General features: G+C 59.6%; 16 protein-coding genes. 6 read left to right on the plus strand and 10 right to left on the minus strand.

Features of this window, described 5'->3' with window-relative positions:
- Window position 1: 1 nt before the first annotated feature.
- Both ACN0SC_RS06250 and ACN0SC_RS06255 read left to right on the plus strand, forming a co-directional pair.
- Window positions 2–1,501 carry a tryptophan halogenase family protein gene (locus ACN0SC_RS06250; protein ID WP_417248800.1) on the plus strand — a complete coding sequence of 500 codons (1,500 nt, stop codon included), beginning with the start codon at window positions 2–4 and terminating at the stop codon, window positions 1,499–1,501.
- Window positions 1,498–2,991, plus strand: coding sequence for an alpha-glucosidase/alpha-galactosidase (locus ACN0SC_RS06255; protein ID WP_417248801.1), 1,494 nt, complete (start codon window positions 1,498–1,500; stop codon window positions 2,989–2,991). The genes ACN0SC_RS06250 and ACN0SC_RS06255 overlap by 4 nt, the downstream gene beginning before the upstream one ends.
- Window positions 2,992–3,049: 58 nt before the next feature.
- Here the strand turns inward: ACN0SC_RS06255 and phoB are convergent, their stop codons facing one another.
- The 9 genes from phoB to gmk form a co-directional block, all read right to left on the minus strand.
- Window positions 3,050–3,739 carry a phosphate regulon transcriptional regulator PhoB gene (phoB, locus tag ACN0SC_RS06260; protein WP_417248802.1) on the minus strand — a complete coding sequence of 230 codons (690 nt, stop codon included), beginning with the start codon at window positions 3,737–3,739 and terminating at the stop codon, window positions 3,050–3,052.
- A complete protein-coding gene (gene phoU, locus ACN0SC_RS06265) occupies window positions 3,736–4,461 on the minus strand; it encodes a phosphate signaling complex protein PhoU (RefSeq protein ID WP_417248956.1) in 726 nt (241 codons plus the stop codon). The genes phoB and phoU overlap by 4 nt, the downstream gene beginning before the upstream one ends.
- A 17-nt stretch (window positions 4,462–4,478) precedes the next feature.
- The gene (gene pstB, locus ACN0SC_RS06270; protein ID WP_417248803.1) at window positions 4,479–5,276 is read right to left on the minus strand and encodes a phosphate ABC transporter ATP-binding protein PstB; all 798 of its coding nucleotides are present in this window, start codon (window positions 5,274–5,276) and stop codon (window positions 4,479–4,481) included.
- 11 nt (window positions 5,277–5,287) lie between these two features.
- A complete protein-coding gene (gene pstA, locus ACN0SC_RS06275) occupies window positions 5,288–6,640 on the minus strand; it encodes a phosphate ABC transporter permease PstA (RefSeq protein WP_417248804.1) in 1,353 nt (450 codons plus the stop codon).
- Window positions 6,640–8,109 (minus strand): phosphate ABC transporter permease subunit PstC, encoded by a 1,470-nt coding sequence (gene pstC / locus ACN0SC_RS06280; protein ID WP_417248805.1) that lies wholly within the window; start codon window positions 8,107–8,109, stop codon window positions 6,640–6,642. Before pstC ends, pstA begins: the two co-directional genes overlap by 1 nt.
- A gap of 138 nt (window positions 8,110–8,247) precedes the next feature.
- On the minus strand, window positions 8,248–9,279 hold the full coding sequence (locus ACN0SC_RS06285) for a substrate-binding domain-containing protein (protein ID WP_417248806.1): 1,032 nt from the start codon (window positions 9,277–9,279) through the stop codon (window positions 8,248–8,250).
- 236 nt (window positions 9,280–9,515) lie between these two features.
- Window positions 9,516–10,583, minus strand: coding sequence for an ATP-binding protein (locus ACN0SC_RS06290; protein WP_417248957.1), 1,068 nt, complete (start codon window positions 10,581–10,583; stop codon window positions 9,516–9,518).
- 74 nt (window positions 10,584–10,657) lie between these two features.
- On the minus strand, window positions 10,658–11,191 hold the full coding sequence (locus tag ACN0SC_RS06295; RefSeq protein ID WP_417248807.1) for a gamma carbonic anhydrase family protein: 534 nt from the start codon (window positions 11,189–11,191) through the stop codon (window positions 10,658–10,660).
- Complete coding sequence (gmk, locus tag ACN0SC_RS06300; RefSeq protein WP_417248808.1) at window positions 11,188–11,871, minus strand: guanylate kinase; 684 nt, start codon at window positions 11,869–11,871, stop codon at window positions 11,188–11,190. The genes ACN0SC_RS06295 and gmk overlap by 4 nt, the downstream gene beginning before the upstream one ends.
- Before the next feature lie 577 nt (window positions 11,872–12,448).
- Between gmk and ACN0SC_RS06305 the strand changes: the two genes are divergently transcribed.
- Window positions 12,449–13,159, plus strand: coding sequence for a PAS domain-containing protein (locus ACN0SC_RS06305; protein ID WP_417248809.1), 711 nt, complete (start codon window positions 12,449–12,451; stop codon window positions 13,157–13,159).
- Window positions 13,160–13,247: 88 nt separating this feature from the next.
- Here ACN0SC_RS06305 and ACN0SC_RS06310 read toward each other — a convergent pair whose 3' ends face one another.
- Entirely contained in the window at window positions 13,248–14,618 is a 1,371-nt protein-coding gene (locus tag ACN0SC_RS06310) for a class II 3-deoxy-7-phosphoheptulonate synthase (protein ID WP_417248810.1), read from the minus strand.
- Window positions 14,619–15,081: 463 nt separating this feature from the next.
- On the opposite strand from ACN0SC_RS06310, the gene ACN0SC_RS06315 reads away from it, so the two are divergent.
- The 3 genes from ACN0SC_RS06315 (at window position 15,082) to ACN0SC_RS06325 (ending at window position 17,883) form a co-directional block, all read left to right on the plus strand.
- Window positions 15,082–16,266, plus strand: coding sequence for an ABC transporter substrate-binding protein (locus tag ACN0SC_RS06315; protein ID WP_417248811.1), 1,185 nt, complete (start codon window positions 15,082–15,084; stop codon window positions 16,264–16,266).
- A 127-nt stretch (window positions 16,267–16,393) separates the two neighbouring features.
- Complete coding sequence (locus tag ACN0SC_RS06320) at window positions 16,394–17,182, plus strand: ABC transporter ATP-binding protein (protein WP_417248812.1); 789 nt, start codon at window positions 16,394–16,396, stop codon at window positions 17,180–17,182.
- A complete protein-coding gene (locus ACN0SC_RS06325; protein WP_417248813.1) occupies window positions 17,179–17,883 on the plus strand; it encodes an ABC transporter ATP-binding protein in 705 nt (234 codons plus the stop codon). Before ACN0SC_RS06320 ends, ACN0SC_RS06325 begins: the two co-directional genes overlap by 4 nt.
- Window positions 17,884–17,887 lie beyond the last annotated feature (4 nt).

Genomic DNA, 17,887 nt, shown 5'->3' on the forward strand with positions numbered 1-17,887 from the left:
AATGGCTTGGCCCGCACATATCTGCATCGTCGGCGGCGGCACGGCGGGATGGCTCGCCGCGCTGATGCTGCGCGATGCGGCAGAGCGGGCCAAAGCCCCCATCCGATTCACCGTCGTGGAAAGCTCCAAAATCGGCACCATCGGAGTGGGCGAAGGCACCACGGCGGTCTTTCGCATGATGCTGCGGCATCTCGGGATCGACGAGATGGACTTCCTGCGCGAGACGGGCGCGACGATCAAATTCGGCATCCGCCACCGCGACTGGCGAAGGCTCGGCCACAGCTATGACGGTCCGATCGATGACCCGACGCAGGTCACGGGACGCACGGGCAACTGGCTGGACGCCTATCAGGTGGGCGCAGGCAAGCCCGTGGCCGATCCCCACCTCTTCGCCCATCTCATGGCAAAGGGAAAGTCGCCCTACGGGCGGAGGGGTGACAAGCTCCTGCCGCTTGGCCCCTTCCACCACGCCTTCCACTTCGATCAAGCGCTGGCGGGTAAGTTTCTCAAGAAACAGGCGCAGGGCATTGATATTATTGACGATCAGGTTATCGGCATCGAGACCGGAACGGCGGGGATCGAACGGCTTCGCTTCGAGAGTGGTGCGGAATTGTCAGCCGATTTCTTTATCGATTGCACAGGGTTCAAGCGGGCGCTCATTGGTCCGCTTGGCGCGAAATGGCAAAGCTACGGCGATGTGCTGCCCGTCAATCGTGCCATGCCCTTTTGGCTCGATATTCCTGACGGAGAAGAAATCGACCCCGTTACACTGGCATGGGCGCAAAAGAGCGGCTGGATGTGGCGTATCCCGACGCAGGAACGCTATGGCTGCGGCTATGTCTATTCGGACGCACATACCACACCCGAAGAGGCACAGCGCGAGATCGAGGCCGCGCTCGGCCATCCCATTACCCCGCGCGCGGATATCGAAATTGACGCGGGCCGCCTTGACCGACAATGGATCGGCAATACCGTTGCCCTCGGTCTGTCCTCCTCCTTCCTTGAGCCACTGGAGGCCACCTCAATCCACGGCACCATCGTGCAACTGATGATGCTGGCCGCGCTCATGGGCACCAGTGAGGCGGAGACGCGTTTCAATGCCGCCTGCGCGCGTCAGGTGGACGATTTCCGCGACTTCATCCGCCTGCACTATGCCTCCGAACGGCGAGACAGCGCCTTCTGGTGTGACGTGGCGGAGAGCCACCCGCAATCGGTTCGTGATCTCGCGGCCCGTGCAGCGCAAAAGATTCCAGGACCAGAGGACTTCACGCCCTTGCCCATGTCCCTGCCCCATGTGGGGCACCAATTGGTTAACCCTGTTCTCGACGGTCTTGGACTGCTGTCCAAAGCGGCAGGCAAGGCCACCCTGCCCGCCACCGAGCGCCCCAAGGCGCGCAAGACGGCGCAGGAGTTGATTTCCGAATACAAACGCGCGGCTTCCAAGGCCATCGGCCACCGCGCGTTTCTCACCCATCTTCGTCAAAAGGATCCTGTGACATGACTTTCAAGATATGTATCATCGGTGCTGGTTCTGTAGGTTTCACCAAGAAACTCGTCTCCGACATTCTCTGTGTCGCTGAGTTCGAGGAGGTGGAATTTGCCCTCCATGACATCAACGCCAAGAATCTCGACATGGTGCGCCAGATCGTCGAGAAGATCGTCGCGGTCAACGGTCTGAAGACCCGCATCACCGCCACCACCGACCGCCGTGAGGCACTCAAGGATGCGCGCTATATCATGAACTTCGTGCGCATCGGTGGTCTGGAAGCCTTCGCCGACGACATCCGCATTCCGCTCAAATACGGCGTGGATCAATGCGTGGGAGATACCATCTGTGCTGGCGGCATCCTCTATGGCCAGCGCGGCATCGCTTTCATGCTGGAGCTGTGCGCCGATATCAAGGAGTTGGCGGAGAAGGACGCGCTCCTGCTCAACTATTCCAACCCGATGGTCATGATGACTTGGGCCGCGATCGAATACGGCGGCGTCAATGCCGTAGGCCTTTGCCACGGCGTCCAGAACGGCCACCGCCAGATCGCCCGCGCGCTGAAAGTGCCGTTTGAAGAAGTCGACATCATCTGCTCGGGGATCAATCACCAAACATGGTATCTCGATATCCGCCACAACGGGCGTCAGATCGGCTCGCAGGAATTGATCGACGCGCTTGAGGCGCATCCTGCCTATTCGCAACAGGAAAAGGTGCGCATCGATGTGCTCAAGCGGTTTGGCTATTACTCCACCGAGAGCAACGGACATCTCAGCGAATACCTGCCGTGGTATCGCAAGCGGCCAGAGGCAATTAACGACTGGATCTCGCTCGATGGCTGGATACACGGGGAAACGGGCGGCTACCTGCGTTATAGCACCGAGAACCGCAATTGGTTTGAAACGGATTTCCCCAAATTCCTCGAAGAAGCGGGAACCGATCTTTCGACCTATGAACGCACCGACGAACACGCCTCGTGGATTCTGGAAGCGCTGGAGACGGGACGCACCTATCGCGGGCATTTCAACGTCAAAAACGGCGGCACAATCACCAACCTGCCCGAAGACTGCATCATCGAAAGCACGGGCTTTATCGACCGTTTCGGGATCAACATGGTGGAGGGGATTACCCTGCCCGATGCCTGTCAGGCCACCTGCAACGTCTCCGTCAATGTCCAGCGCATGAGCGTGAAAGCGGCGGTGACGGGCGATCTGATGCTTTTGAAACAGGCGGTCCTGCACGATCCGCTTGTCGGCGCGATTTGCACCCCTGACGAGGTGTGGCAGATGGTTGACGAAATGGTGGTGGCGCAGGCCGAATGGCTCCCGCAATACGCGGGCGAGATCGAGGGTGCGAAGAAGCGTTTGGAAAATCCGACCGTTGCGACCCGCGACTGGGAAGGCGCCGCACGTAAACACGTACGCACGGTCGAGGAGTTGCGCGATGAGCAAGCGAAGGCCACCGCTTCCGAAGGCCACGACCTCGGCACGAAAGTGATGGGATAGCGACACAGCAAACAGGGCGTCAGAGGCGCCCTGTTTTCGTCATTTACGGGGTGTTTACCTAGCCCAGAGCGTAGCCCGCGCCGCGCACCGTGCGCACGGGATCGCCTCCACCGTGCTGGCACAGGGCCTTGCGCAATCGCCCGATGTGAACGTCGACGGTGCGAGTGTCCACGTAGATATCGCGGCCCCAGACACGATCAAGCAATTGCTCACGTGACCACACACGACCCGGTTTCTCCATGAAGGTCGACAGCAGGCGGAATTCCGTCGGCCCGAGCTTTAGGGAGTGTTCGCCGCGGGTGACGCGGTGCGTTTCAGCGTCCAGTTTGATGTCGTCAAATTCGAGCACCTGACCGCTTGCGGCGGGTCTTACGCGGCGCAACTGGGTGCGCACACGGGCCATGAGTTCAAGGACCGAATAGGGTTTGACGATATAATCATCCGCCCCAGTCTCCAGCCCGCGCACACGGTCGACCTCTTCGGATCGGGCCGACAGCATGATGATCGGAATGTTGCGGGTCTCTGCTCGCATTTTCAGGCGGCGGCAAATCTCGATCCCCGACACGCCAGGCAGCATCCAATCCAGCACGATGATGTCAGGCTGGTCCTCATCCACGCACAGCAATGCCTCGTCACCATCCTCGGCACGCGAAACGGCAAAGCCTTCGGCTTCGAGGTTGTAGGAGAGAACCTCGCGTTGTGCGGGTTCGTCCTCGACGACCAGAACCCGTGGAGCGGCCACGTTCATTGCTCAAGCTCCGGTCCAAGATCCTGACGCGATGTCAGGTCGCCTTTCGGGCGCGGTTCTTCGGGCAGTTCACCCGTGACGAGGTAGATCACCTGCTCGGCAATGGAGGTGGCGTGGTCGCCCATGCGCTCGATGTTCTTGGCGATAAAATGCAGGTGCATACAGGCGGTGATGTGGCGCGGGTCTTCCATCATGAAGGTGAGAAATTCGCGGAACAGCCCGTTATACATCTGGTCAACGTCAAGATCGCGATGACGCACGGTCTCGGCCAATTCGGCATCGCGGCGCAGGTAGGCATCAAGGGCCAGACGCAGCATTTCCTCGACCTCGCGGGCCATGCGGCGCAGGGACGCCCCTGCCCCTTCGATCGGGTTCATCTCGGCCAGAACGCCCGTCCGCTTGGCGAGGTTCTTGGCATAATCGCCGCAGCGCTCCAGATTGGTCGCGATTTTCATCACCGTCAGCACGGTGCGCAGATCTCCCGCCGTGGGCGAACGCAACGCGATGAGGCGCGCGGCCTCCTCGTTGACCTCTTCTTCGAGCTTGTCGATCACCTTATCGGCGGCCCGGACTTTTTCGGCCAGTTCGGTGTCGCGGTCCTCAAGGGCACGTGCGGCATTGGTGAGGTTCTCCTCAACCAGCCCACCCATCTTCATGATGAGCGCCTGAATGGCTTCGAGGTCGCGATCGAAGGCGGAGGCGATATGCTTTTCTTCATTCATCATCTGTCTCGTCTCCCTTAGCCGATACGGCCAGTGATATAGGATTCGGTGCGGCTGTCTTGCGGGTTGGTGAAGATCGCCGTTGTGTCGTCGTATTCCACAAGATTGCCGAGGTGGAAGAAGGCGGTTTTCTGGCTCACGCGGGCGGCCTGTTGCATCGAGTGGGTCACGATGACCACCGAGTAGTTCTCGCGCAATTCGTCGATCAGCTCCTCGACCTGCGCGGTAGCAATCGGGTCAAGCGCGGAACACGGCTCATCCATGAGCAGCACTTCGGGTTCGGTCGCAATAGCACGCGCGATACACAGGCGTTGCTGCTGGCCACCCGACAGTCCCGTTCCAGGTGCGTGAAGGCGGTCCTTCACCTCGTCCCAGATCGCCCCGCGACGCAGGGATTTCTCGACGATCTCGTCTAGATCGGCCTTGTTGCGCGCCAGTCCGTGAATGCGCGGGCCATAGGCGATGTTGTCGTAGATCGACTTGGGAAACGGGTTGGGCTTTTGAAAGACCATCCCCACCTTGGCGCGCAGTTGCACGGGATCAACGCGCTTGTCGTAGATGTCCTCGTTATCGAGCAGGATCTCCCCATCGACGCGGCAGATGTCGATGGTGTCGTTCATACGGTTGAGACAGCGCAGGAAGGTGGACTTGCCACAGCCCGACGGGCCGATAAAGGCCGTGACCGTCTTGTCCTTGATCTCGACGTTGACATCCTTGATCGCATGGGTGTCGCCGTAGTGGACCTGAACGCCCTTAGCGGAGATTTTCGTGTCGTTCATGTCAACGTCTCTCTTGATGTGTCGCATATCGTTCATGGGGAACCTCGTTACCAGCGCCGTTCAAAGCGTCGGCGCAGGATGACGGCGATGATGTTCATCGTCATCAGGAAGACCAGCAGGATGATGATCCCGCCCCACGCGCGTTCATAGTACGCGGGATCGGCGCGTTTTGCCCATTCGTAGATTTGGGCGGGCATGGCGGAGTTGGGATCAATGAAACCCGAGGCGATACCGTCGGGCATGTTGGAGGCGATGTAGCCGACCATACCGATCAGGAGGAGCGGTGCGGTTTCACCCAATGCCTGCGCCAGACCAATGATAGTCCCTGTCAGGATACCTGGCATGGCGAGCGGCAGGACGTGATGGAAGACCGACTGCATCTTCGACGCACCGATACCGAGAGCCGCATCACGGATCGAGGGCGGCACGGCTTTGAGCGAGGCGCGGGTCGAAATAATGATCGTAGGCAGCGTCATGAGTGTCAGCACCAGACCACCCACCAGCGGCGCTGATTGCGGCAGGTGTGCGTATTGGATGAACACCGCAAGCCCAAGAATACCGAAGACGATGGAGGGCACGGCGGCGAGGTTGGAGATATTCACCTCGATCAGATCGGTCCAGCGGTTCTGCGGCGCAAATTCCTCAAGGTAGATCGAGGCGGCCACACCGATGGGCAGCGCAAGGCCCAACACCACCAGCATCATGAAGAAGGAGCCAACCATCGACACACCGATCCCCGCCTGTTCGGGACGGCTTTCCGAGGCGTCCGCACCGAGGATGAAATCGGCGTTAAACGTGGTTTCCATCAGCCCCGCCTCGACCAGTTGATCGGCAATGACAAGGTGCTCGGCATCGAGGTTCTTGTCGCGGGCGAGGTCTTCGGGAAATACGCGCCCCTTGAAGTAGCCATCGACGCGCGAGGAGGCGAGCAGGCGGAAGGTGACGGTTTGCCCGACCAGATCGGGATTGTCCAACACGGCATCGCGCAGTTGGGCGGGGGCGGAGGCGGACATGATCTTTGCGAGGTCTTTTGCCTTGGCATAGGGATTGCCGATCCCATGCGTTTCAAGTGCAGCCACCAGAGCGTCCTGAACCAGAGGCTTGTACCCGAAGGTCGAGACCTTGGACATAACCTCAAGATCTCGCGTCCCCGACTTGTCGAGCTTGTCTTCGGGCAATTCCACGGGAAGCGTCACGAAGGTCTGTTTGAAGGCAGGAAGACCGTTGTTGACGATGGAAGTCAGCAGGACCGCGAGAAAGACAAGGCCGATGGCGATTGCGGCAATCCCGTAGGCTTTGAACCGCGCTTCGGAAGCGTTGCGGCGCTTGGTCCGCTTGCTCTTGTCAAACAGTGAAGAGGCCGCGGGCGCGCCGTCGTTATATGCAGTTGCGTCGGACATTAGTCATACTGCTCCCGATATTTGCGCACGATGGCGAGCGCGAGGACGTTGAGACCCAAGGTGATGACAAAGAGCGTCATGCCAAGGGCAAAGGCGACGAGGGCTTCGGGCGAGGAGAAATCCGCGTCCCCCGTAAGCTGCGAGACAATTCGCGTGGTCACGGTGGTCATCGCTTCGAAAGGATTAAGGTCAAGCTGGGCTGCGGCCCCTGCCCCCAGAACCACGATCATGGTCTCGCCAATGGCACGCGATGCGGCCAGAAGGACCGCCCCCACGATCCCTGGAAGAGCGGCAGGAAGGACGACCTGTTTGATGGTCTCGGAGGGCGTGGCACCAAGGCCGAGGGAGCCATCGCGCATTGCTTGGGGCACCGAATTGATGATGTCGTCGGAAAGCGAGGAGACGAAAGGAATGAGCATAACCCCCATTACAAGACCCGCCGTGATCACCGCACGCCCACCCGACATCCAATCCACACCGAGCGCACCGCCGTTGCCGAAGATACCAACCAGCATCGGGCCGACGGTCAGAAGAGCAAAGAGACCGTAGACGATGGTAGGGATACCCGCGAGCACTTCGAGTAGTGGCTTGGCGATGGCGCGGGTTTTCGGCCCTGCGTATTCGGAGAGGTAGATGGCGGCGAAGAGCCCGATGGGCACAGCGACCAACAGCGCGATGAGCGAAATGTAGAAGGTGCCCCAGAAGAGCGGCAGAACACCCAGTTCCGAGCCGCCGCCAAAGGACGGTGCCCATGTGGTGCCGAAGAAGAAATCAGCCGCAGGGTAGAGCTTGAAGAACTCGATGGTGTTGAAGATCAGCGAGAAGACGATACCGAGCGTGGTCAGGACCGCGACGAGCGCCGCCGAGAAAAGCAACGCGCGGAAGACCTTCTCGACGCTGTTACGCGCGCGGGCCTCCTTGTGCGTGTTGCGCAGGGCAACAGCAAAGCCGCTTGCGGCGGCGATCAGCGTGAGCGCGGTGACAAGCCAGTCGCCCGTGTGCGACATGGCGCGGAAACTCTGGGCCGCAGCGAGGACATAGGGCTGAACATCGGCGCCAATGGCCACACCAACGGTGCCAAGCAGCCCGCGAATATCGTCATCGGCGCTCAGTGCGCTTGCAGCCTCCTGCGTCAATGCTCCCTGCGCGACAGCCGTATCGAGACCATCGGCCACGCGGCGGACATCGGACATGATCAGGTTGAGCGCACCTGCGTCATCGAATTGCGCAACGGGGATCTGGTCGGTGATCTGCATCTGGATCACGAAGGGCTGCAAAATAAGCCCTGCGGCGAGAACAAAGAGCCCCGGGATCAGCGTCGAAAGCGCAACGTTGGCGCCGTAATAATTGGGGAGCGAATGCAGAAGGCGCGCATCGCCATCTGCGTCCCGCATCGCGCGGGCACGACCAAGGACATAGCCCGCAGTGGCCAGCGCAAGGACGAGGATCAATAGCCAGAAGGCAGACATGGGCGCTCCATTTATCCTGTGCGGGGGAGAGGTCGGCCCTTGGGACACCGTCCCCGCGTATGGTGTCTTTTGGGGAGATAAGCGGCGCGATCCATGACCGCGCCGCCCTTGTTCATGGTCAGGCCATCTGGCCCGATCTTAGTTCATCGTCACTTCGTCGGCCACGGTAGCTTGCGTGTCGGCAAGTTCGGGGTCGGAGACGAGGCCGTATTCAGCGAGCGGGCCATCGGGGCCTGCGATCTCGTCCGAAACGAAGAACTCAGCGAATTCTTTCACACCAGGGATGACGCCGATGTGCGCCTTCTTGATGTAGAAGAAGAGCGGACGAGACACGGGGTATTCACCCGATGCGATGGTCTCGGTGGTGGCTTCAACGCCCGACACGGTCGCGGTTTTCAGCTTGTCGGTGTTGTTCTCGTAAAACGACAGGCCGAAGACGCCGATGGCGTTTGTGTTGGCTTCGATGGAGGCCAGCGTTTCGGTGTAGTCGCCATCGATGTCGATGGACTTGCCGTCGGTGCGCACAGCGATACATGCGTCCTCGGCGTCATCCTCGGACATGCCGCCAGCGATCATGGCGTCCATTGCGCCCGTGGCTTCACAGCCAGCAGCGATCACTTTTTCCTCGAACACTTCGCGGGTGCCGTGCTTCGTGCCGGGGATGAAGGCAAGGATGTCTTCAGCGGGAAGGTCGGCGTTGAAGTCGGACCATTGCTGGAACGGGTTGTCGACAAGAGCGCCGTCAACCACAACCTTCGGCGCAAGCGCGTTGAAGATGTCGGAGGGCGTGAAGGCATTGTAGGCAGGGCCGTCGAGTTGCGAGGCAAAGACGATGCCATCATAGCCGATGCGCACTTCGATGATATCGTTCACGCCAGCTTCGGCACAGGCCACGATTTCTCTTTCACGGATAGCGCGCGAGGCGTTGGCGATGTCGATGGTGTTTTCGCCCACACCTTCGCAGAAGCGTTTGAGACCAGCCGAGGAGCCGCCCGATTCAACGACGGGTGTCGGGAAGTCGAAGTTCTCGCCGAAGGCTTCAGCCACGATGGAGGCATAGGGAAGAACGGTGGAAGAACCAGCGATCTGCACCTGATCGCGTGCGGAAGCAGCGGATGCGGATACGGCGGCGATTGCGATCGCGGAAGCGGTCAGTTTCACAAAAGACATCAATGAGCTCCTAATTGTCTCGGTTCGGGGAGCAGGTCTGCGCCCCCTCGCCGTGACACCTAAGGGTGTTGAGCAATGCTTTTGTGTAAGTTCTGTAACAGTTTCATGACGCGGGCGCTCTGAGGCGAAGAAATATGACAAAAGCCGCACCGCGGGTGTGACGGCTTTTCTCGTCTGCGCGAATAGGTTTGTGGGAGCGATGACGCTGGAAACCCCAATAAAACGGGCATAAGCCCTTAATCGTAGGGCAAAATCACCGAAAAACAGCTTCCCTGTCCAAGATGGCTTTCCACTCTCAGACGTCCACGGTGCCGATTGATAATGTGTTTTACAATCGCCAGCCCGAGCCCCGTGCCACCCATTTCGCGGCTTCTGTGGGAATCAACGCGGTAAAACCGTTCGGTGAGTCGCGGGATATGTTCGGGAGGTATTCCGTCCCCCTGATCGGCCACGTCGATCCGCAGCGCCGCACCGCGCAGGGTCGGCTCCTGTGCGTGAGCTGTAACGCAAACGGAAACCTCGTGATCCGCACCGCCATATTTGATCGCGTTCTCTATGAGGTTGGTGAATACCTGTGTGAGTTGATCGCGGTCGCCGCGCAATTCGGCCGCCTCTTCAACCCCGTCGAGCGTGATGGTAACACCGCGCGCCTTGGCCACGGGTTTGAGCGCCACCGCCACGGAGCGGACAAGGGCACAGACGTCGATGGTCTCCTTGGGTCGCACGCGGCGTTCGGCCTCAACGCGGCTCAGGGACAACAGATCGCCCACGATGCGGTTCATCCGTTTCGCCTCACGATCCATGATGCCAAGGAACCGCTTGCGCGCCTCGGCATCATCGGATGCAGGGCCCATCAAGGTCTCGATGAAACCCAACACCGCCGTAAGCGGCGTGCGCAACTCGTGGGAGACATTGGCCACGAAGTCGCGCCGCATCTGTCCTGCTTCCTCGACCTCTGTGCGATCCTCGAAGGCAACGGTGACACAAGCGAAATCATCGACCACCACGGGACGCGCGTGGACATTATACTGAAGGTCGCGCCCCGCCTCGGTCAGACGATAAAGCGCGCGGGCCGGCTCGGAGAGGCGCAAGACGGTCTCGATGGCGTCAAGCAGCATCGGTTGCCGCAAGACGGTGACATAGTGGCGCCCAACCACGTTCTCACCAAACATCCGCGCGGCCTGACCGTTGCAGGCCAAAACACGTTCGTCACTTCCGACCACGATGACGGGAAAAGGAAGAGACGCGGCAAATTCGGTGACAAGACGGGTCTGGGTCATGTCAAAGGGCAGCATGGGGTGCATGGTATGCATGGAACGAACCTCGCGGGATTGCCGAGGACCATGCGCTCTTTGCGTAACACCATCATGACGTGCGCTCAGTCTTTCACGGGAACGAGCGTATCACGGAACAGGCGGGCGCGCTCCTGATAATGACGCGCGGAGCCGCGCAGGCCCGCGATCTGGTCTTCGGTGAGGTCCCGCACCACCTTACCTGGCATCCCCATAACAAGCGATCCGTCGGGGATCTCCTTACCTTCGGTGATCAAGGCCCCTGCCCCGATCAAGCAGTTCTTCCCGATCTTCGCGCCGTTGAGCACCGTCGCACCCATGCCGATGAGGCTGTTGTCTCCAATGGTGCAGCCGTGGAGCATCGCCTTGTGCCCAATGGTGCAGCCCGCGCCGATGGTGAGCGGATAGCCCATATCGGTGTGCATCACGCAGTTCTCCTGCACATTTGATCCCTCGCCGATATCAATCGCCTCGTTGTCACCGCGCAGCGTGGCGCCGAACCAGATGCTTGACCCTGCGCGCAGGATCACCGTGCCGATCACATTGGCATCGGGGGCAACCCAGTAGTCACCGTTTTCGGGTAGCACGGGTGTGTGGCCGTTGAGCGTGTAAAGTGTCATGTTTCTGCCTCCTCGAATTCCGCCTGTAGCCCGCGCACGAAGTCGAGCAGTCCTGGTTGCTGTTTGCGGCGCAGGCGTTCGGCGGAGATGATGGTCTTGAGCCGCTCAAAAGAGTGGTCGAGATTGTCGTTGACCAACACGTAGTCGTAACCTGCCCAATGGCTGATCTCGTCCCAGCTTTGCCGCATCCTCTTCTCGATCACCTCGTCGCTGTCCTGCCCGCGCGTTTCAAGGCGGCGGCGCAACTCCTTGATCGAGGGTGGCAGGACGAAGATGGACAACACATGGTCACTGAGCGTCGAATTGGCGATTTGCTGTGCGCCCTGCCAGTCCACATCAAACAACACGTCACAACCGCTTTCGATGGCCTTGCGCACGGGCGCGGCGGGCGAGCCGTAGTAATTGCCGAAGACCTGCGCATGTTCGAGCATTTCGCCCTGCCCGACCATATGTTTGAAATCGTGTTCGGCCACGAAATGATAATGCGTGCCGTCGACTTCACCCTCGCGCGGCGCGCGGGTGGTGGCCGAGACCGAGAAGGACAGCGTTTCGTCCCATTCCATCAACCGCCGCGCCAGCGTTGATTTCCCCGCCCCTGACGGGGAAGACAGGATCACGAGCAACCCGCGTCGACGGTCGTTTGGAGATGGGGTTGTGGGTGAAGAGGACGATGGGGCCATGGCGGCGCGCTCCCTTTGGAAAGTCTTGCTTCCCCCTATAACGGGCCGCACCGCGCTTGGCCATATCGCGGCGCGCGCGTTGTGTTGCCCTGCTCCCGCAACCCAAGACGCGCCAAATGTGATCGAATTGTGGCCAAAGCGCTTTCCATCCCAAATCCGTTGGCGCTGACGCAGGTCACAATTGAGGCGCATTTGGCACGATTGGTTCGACTTAAACGTGCGCGAAACCTGTGATTGGGGCACAATTGTGACGTGTATCGATGCCTAATGCGTAAGATCGCACGGGCGTCGGAACAAATTATCTAAACTTGATAAAGCGCGACAACGACACCCCAAATCCGCGCGTCTGACGTTCCGTGCCTTCAACAATCAGAAGTCTGGCAACTCACTTGCACGGCCCTATGTTAACCAATTGTTAGGTTTTTCCTCCAAATTGGGCAAAGTCGTGGCAAATTCCCGCTCAAGCCAACACGGCAGGTTCGCGCGCAAAAGCACCCGCAAAGGCCGCGCGCCACACTATTGAGACAACCACGCGAGACAACGGGCCACGCCCCAAGGACACGAAACGGACTACGCCATGACCATCGACTACCTTAACGGAAGCAATGTCGTTTCACTCATGCCCCGCCGCGCAGAGCAGCAGTTTTCCGCGATCAAAGAGGTGGAAGCCTATTGGGAAAGGCTGCGCAATGGTCGCCCTGTTCCCTCGCGCGCCGAAATCGACCCGCGTGGAATGCAAAATGCGTTGGAATATGCCTTCATCCTCGAACGTATCGCCCCTGGCGTGGCGCGCTTCCGTCTTGCGGGGATGCATCTCACCGATCTGATGGGCATGGAGGTGCGGGGTATGCCCCTTACGGCGATGCTTCTGCCCGAGGCGCGCAAGCAGATGTCGGAAGTTCTCGAAGCCGTATGCCAGACACCGCAGGTCACGACGCTCACGCTCAAATCGGCGCGCGGCATCGGGCGTGCGCCATTGGAGGCGAAACTCCTACTCTGCCCGCTGAAATCCGACTTTGGCGATGTGAACCGCGTTCTTGGCTGCCTCCAGGCAAAAGGAGAGATTGGACGCCAGCCGCGCCGCTTCGATATCCTTGAGGTCGGCACCCGCCCGCTTCTGACCGACGAGCTGTTCCCCGCCGATCTGCCGCCCGTGCGCGTGGATCTGCCGAAGATGCCCGTCGAGACAGCACCGGCCAAAACCGAGGGCGCATCGGCAAACAAAGGGGACACGCAGGACAAACCCCGCGTGCCTTTCCTGCGTCTGGTTGCCGATAACGACGCCTGACGGACCACCCTCAGACATACGTCCAGATAAACCAACGAAAAAGGCCGCCCCAAAGGAGCGGCCTTTCGCATAGTCAGTTGTCGCCAGTTTACGCTGTGGCGGCCATAGCTTTGCCCGTGTCGCCCTTTTGCAGCTCTTCGGCCACAAGGAAGGCAAGCTCCAGCGATTGCGAGGCGTTGAGGCGCGGGTCGCAGGCAGTGTGGTAGCGATCGGCGAGGTTCTCGTCGGTCACAGCCCGCACGCCGCCCGTGCATTCGGTCACATCCTGACCCGTCATCTCGAAATGCACACCGCCGGGGATGGTGCTCTCGGAGCGGTGGATCGCGAAGAATTCCTGCACTTCTTTGAGCACATTGTCGAAGGGACGGGTTTTGTAGCCCGAAGCCGATTTGACCGTGTTGCCGTGCATCGGATCACAGGACCACACAACGTTAGCCCCCTCTTCCTTAACGGTCTTCACAAGACGTGGCAGGTGTTCTTCCACGTTGCCCGCCCCGAAGCGCGCGATCAGGGTCAGACGCCCCTCTTCGTTCTCGGGGTTCAGTTTCGCCATCAGCACCTTGAGGTCTTCGGCGGTCGTGGTCGGGCCGCACTTCAGACCGATGGGGTTGGCCACGCCACGGCAGTATTCGACATGCGCGCCGTCGGGCTGACGGGTACGGTCGCCGATCCAGATCATGTGACCCGACCCTGCAATCGTTGCACCTGTTGTGCTGTCCAAACGGGTCAGCGCCTCTTCGTATTCAAGCAGCAGCGCCTCATGCGACGTATAAAAGTCCACGGTGTGAAGATCGTGGTTGTTCTCCGACGTCATCCCCGCTGCTTTCATGAAGTCGAGCGCATCCTGAATGCGGTTCGCCATGTCGCGGTATTTCTCGGCCTCGTCGCTCTCGGTAAACCCGAGGGTCCACTGGTGGACGCGATGAATGTCGGCAAAACCGCCCTTGGAGAAGGCACGAAGCAGGTTGAGCGAGGCTGCGGCCTGCGTATAGGCCTGCAACATCCGCTTGGGGTCGGGTACACGGGAAGCCTCGTCAAACTCGAAACCGTTGATGATGTCACCACGGTAGCTGGGCAGTTCGACGCCGTTCACGGTCTCGGTCGGCGCCGAGCGTGGTTTGGCGAATTGCCCCGCCATGCGGCCCACCTTGATCACGGGCACCTTCGCACCAAAGGTCAGAACCATGGCCATTTGCAGCATCACCTTAAAGGTGTCGCGAATGGTGTCGGCCCCGAATTCGGCAAAGCTCTCGGCACAATCGCCGCCCTGCAACAGGAACGCTTCGCCACGCGAAGCAGCGGCCAGATCATTCTTGAGCGTGCGAACCTCGCCAGCAAAGACCAGCGGCGGATACTTGGCCAACTGCGCCTCAACAGCGTTCAGCGCGCGCGCGTCCGTATAGTCGGGCATCTGCACACGCGGTTTGTTGCGCCATGCGGTTTTCACCCAATCCGTCATTGTCTGTACTCCGAAAGTTCAAAGGGCCCTCCATCACACCCCCAGTGGGCGCGATGGTTTCACGAGCTTATAGGGTGCGCAGACCCTCATGAAAACCCGAAACAGTGTGAAAATGTCGCGCAAAAGGGGTGCAACGGGTGCATTGTTGCGCAGTTGCGAAAAAGGACGCAGGAAAACGGTAGGCACCTAACGCCACGTAAACTGACTCTCTTGGCGCGCCTCCTTCCGAGGCATGGGCCCCACGCGCTCTTCAGCCTGTGCAGATTTGCGGAAAGCAGCCCTGCTTCGGTTCGCAGATTTTGATGAACTTGATCGGCCAAGCGCCTTCCCAACACGCTCGTACGGTGTAATTGCTCGAAAAATGGACAAATTTACGGGGAAATGAATGGCAATATCTTTCCAATCGGTAAAAGCACGTCTAGGCTCCGACCCGATCAAACGATCCAACTGGGAGTGATACCAAATGAAAAAATTCTTGATGGCCACTGCGGCCTCAACCCTTATCGCTGGTGCCGTGAGCGCCGAAGAGATCAAAATCGGCATCTTGCTGGGCTTCACCGGACCTGCTGAATCTCTGGCCGAAGATATGGCATCTGGCGCCGAGGCTGCGCTGAAGGAAGTTTCCGAAAGCGGTAAATTCCTCGACGGCACGACCATCTCCACCATCCGCGGTGACTCGACCTGTACCGACGCGGCTGTCGCAACCTCCGTTGCCGAGCGCATGATTACCGCAGACGGCGTGTCGGGCATCATCGGCGCACTGTGCTCCGGCGCAACCGGCGCGATCCTGCAGAACGTTGCCGTGCCCAACGGCATGGTTCAGTTCTCGCCCTCCGCGACCTCGCCCTCTTTGACCACGGTTGAAGACAACGGCCTGTTCTTCCGCGCATCCCCCTCTGACGCACGTCAGGGTCAGATCATGGCTGAAATCCTGATGGAAGAAGGCGTGGAAACCGTTGCTGTGACCTACACGAACAACGACTACGGTAAAGGTCTCGCCGACGCGTTCGAAGGTTCCTTCACCGAAATGGGTGGCACGGTCACGATCAACGCAGCGCACGAAGACGGCAAAGCCGACTACTCCGCTGAAGTTGGTGCGCTTGCATCCGCGGGTGGCGACCTCCTCGTTGTTGTCGGTTATCTCGACCAAGGTGGCCAAGGGATCATCCGCGCCGCTCTCGACACGGGCGCATTCGACCGCTTCCACCTCCCCGACGCTATGATCGGTGAAACGATCGAAGAGGCATTCGGCGACGAGATCGATGGCACAATGGGTCAGGTTCCTGGTGCAGACAATCCCCAAGGCGAAGCTCTTATCGCGATTGGCGAAGCCAACGGCTACCAAGGTCTCGCACCCTACGCGGCTGAATCCTATGACACGGGCGCTGTAATGGCACTCGCTATGCAGGCCGCAGGTTCCACCGATCCGCAGGTCTACAAAGATCACATCATGGATGTTGCCAACGCTCCGGGTGAAAAGATCTACCCTGGCGAGCTTGAAAAAGCGCTCGAAATCATCGCGTCTGGTGGCGAGGTTGACTACGTCGGCGGCTCCGCTCTGGAGTTGATCGAACCCGGTGAGGCCGCTGGCTCCTACCGCGTGATCAAGACCGAAGGTGGCAAGCAGGTCACTGTGGGTTATCGCTAAGACTTAGCGCTTAGAACTTTGTCCGGCCCGAGGGAAACCTTCGGGCCGGTCTCAATAAAAGGGTCGTAAAATCGCGACCACAGGCACCCGCCTAAGCGGGGCCAGATGACAAATCGGGGGTGAGACAATGATCGAAGTGCGTGATTTGCACATGCATTTCGGCGGTTTCCGCGCGGTGGACGGGGCAAGCCTCACCATCGAGCAAGGGTCGATCACAGGATTGATCGGTCCCAACGGGGCGGGGAAAACGTCGCTATTCAACTGTATTGCGGGTGTGCTGACACCAACCAGTGGTCAGGTGTTGTTCGAAGGTCAGGACATCACGGGCCTCAAACCACACCAGCTTTTCGACAAGGGTATTCTGCGCACTTTCCAGATCGCGCATGAGTTCTCCACCATGACGGTGCGCGAAAACCTGATGATGGTCCCTGACGGACAGACGGGCGAGACGCTCTGGAACGCATGGTTCAAACGCGGCCAGATCGCGCAGGAAGAGGCGCAACTTCGCAAGAAAGCCGACGAAGTTCTTGAATTCCTGACCATTTCCCACATTGCCGACGAAAAGGCGGGCAATATTTCGGGTGGTCAGAAGAAGCTTCTGGAACTGGGGCGCACCATGATGGTCGATGCCAAGGTCGTCTTTCTCGACGAGGTCGGCGCGGGCGTGAACCGCACGCTGCTCTATACCATCGGTGACGCGATCAAACGGCTCAATGAGGAGCGCGGATATACCTTCTGCATGATCGAGCACGATATGGAATTTATCAAACGGCTCTGCGATCCCGTGATCGTTATGGCCGAAGGCAAAGAGCTGGCCACGGGGTCGGCGGCGGAAATCATGTCCAACGAACGTGTGATCGAAGCCTATCTCGGCACAGGCCTGAAGAACAAAGTCGTAGCGGGAGAAGCCTCATGACGTTTCTGCACGCACATGACATGACAGGCGGCTACGGCGGTGCGGATATTCTGCACGAGTGCTCGCTGACGGTTCAAAAGGGCGAGATCGCAGTGATCGTGGGCCCCAATGGCGCGGGCAAATCCACCGCGATGAAGGCGGTTTTCGGGATGCTCGATCTGCGCCAGGGCACGATCAACCTCGACGGTGAGGACATCACAGGCCTGTCACCACAGGAGCGGGTGCATAAAGGCATGGGCTTCGTCCCGCAAACCCACAACATCTTCCCCACCATGACGGTGCGCGAGAACCTTGAGATGGGCGCGTTTATCCGTAACGACGATATCGAGGAAACAATTGAGCAGGTCTACGAGTTGTTTCCCGCCGTGAAGGAGAAGCGCAACCAGAACGCGGGAGAACTGTCGGGCGGTCAACGCCAGCAGGTCGCCGTGGGCCGCGCATTGATGACACAGCCGAAGCTCTTGATGCTCGACGAGCCGACGGCGGGGGTCTCCCCCATCGTTATGGACGAATTGTTCGACCGCATCATCGAGGTGGCCCGCACAGGGATTTCGATCCTGATGGTCGAACAGAACGCCCGTCAGGCGCTTGAGATTGCCGACAAGGGTTATGTGCTTGTGCAGGGCCGCAACGCCTACACCGACACGGGCGCGAACCTTCTGGCCGACGACGAGGTGCGCCGCACCTTCCTTGGCGGATAAGGGG

Source organism: Celeribacter sp., from assembly GCF_048261515.1.
Classification (GTDB): Bacteria; Pseudomonadota; Alphaproteobacteria; order Rhodobacterales; family Rhodobacteraceae; genus Celeribacter.